Annotated in this window: 8 tRNA genes and 1 rRNA gene; all 9 read left to right on the top strand. The window is 48.9% G+C overall.

Annotated features, from left to right (window positions below):
- Positions 1-89 (top strand): 5S ribosomal RNA (gene rrf / locus KNO75_RS14940); the annotation flags it as partial.
- Positions 90-164: 75 nt separating this feature from the next.
- Positions 165-240: transfer RNA gene (locus KNO75_RS14935), tRNA-Asp, on the top strand.
- Positions 241-259: 19 nt separating this feature from the next.
- Positions 260-335: transfer RNA gene (locus KNO75_RS14930), tRNA-Phe, on the top strand.
- A gap of 8 nt (positions 336-343) precedes the next feature.
- Positions 344-419: transfer RNA gene (locus KNO75_RS14925), tRNA-Thr, on the top strand.
- 10 nt (positions 420-429) lie between these two features.
- Positions 430-505 (top strand) — tRNA-His (locus tag KNO75_RS14920).
- Between the two features lie 13 nt (positions 506-518).
- Positions 519-594: transfer RNA gene (locus KNO75_RS14915), tRNA-Lys, on the top strand.
- Between the two features lie 38 nt (positions 595-632).
- Positions 633-713, top strand: a tRNA-Leu gene (locus KNO75_RS14910).
- Between the two features lie 15 nt (positions 714-728).
- Positions 729-803: transfer RNA gene (locus KNO75_RS14905), tRNA-Gly, on the top strand.
- Between the two features lie 9 nt (positions 804-812).
- A tRNA-Leu gene (locus KNO75_RS14900) sits at positions 813-900 on the top strand.
- Position 901: the final 1 nt, after the last annotated feature.

Below are 901 nucleotides of genomic sequence, written 5' to 3'. Positions count from 1 at the left end.
CCGTTCCCATGCCGAACACGGAAGTTAAGCGTCTCAGCGCCGAAAGTAGTTGGGGGATCTCCCCCTGTGAGGATAGGACGTTGCCAGGCTTTATTTTTTTAAAAAAGTTATTGACTTTACATAAAATGACCTTTAAAATAGGTAAAGTCGATATGACTTAAAACGGTCCCGTGGTGTAGGGGTTAACATGTCTGCCTGTCACGCAGAAGATCGCGGGTTCGAATCCCGTCGGGACCGCCATTTTTAATTTAATACTTATGGCTTTGTAGCTCAGTTGGTAGAGCAAAGGACTGAAAATCCTTGTGTCGGCGGTTCGATTCCGTCCAAAGCCACCATATAACGCGCCGGTGTAGCTCAGTTGGTAGAGCATCTGACTTGTAATCAGAGGGTCGAGGGTTCGAATCCTTTCGCCGGCACCATTTTTTCATGGCGGTTGTGGCGAAGTGGTTAACGCACCGGATTGTGATTCCGGCATTCGAGGGTTCAATTCCCTTCAGCCGCCCCATTAAAATTTTAATGAGCCATTAGCTCAGTTGGTAGAGCATCTGACTTTTAATCAGAGGGTCGCAGGTTCGAGCCCTGCATGGCTCACCATTTCTCATTAATATTTTATTAAATACGTAATTTCATATGCGGGTGTGGCGGAATTGGTAGACGCGCTAGACTTAGGATCTAGTGTCTTTGACGTGGGGGTTCGAGTCCCTTCACCCGCATCTCTAAATACTTATGCGGAAGTAGTTCAGTGGTAGAATACGACCTTGCCAAGGTCGGGGTCGCGGGTTCGAATCCCGTCTTCCGCTCCATCTTAATACGCGGTCGTGGCGGAATCGGTAGACGCGCTAGGTTGAGGGCCTAGTGGTGGTTAACACCGTGGAGGTTCAAGTCCTCTCGACCGCACCAT

The organism is Exiguobacterium sp. s35 (assembly GCF_018617535.1).
GTDB lineage: Bacteria > Bacillota > Bacilli > Exiguobacteriales > Exiguobacteriaceae > Exiguobacterium > Exiguobacterium aestuarii.
The sequence above is the reverse complement of the archived record's forward strand: the minus strand, read 5'-3'. Positions and strand labels throughout refer to the sequence as shown.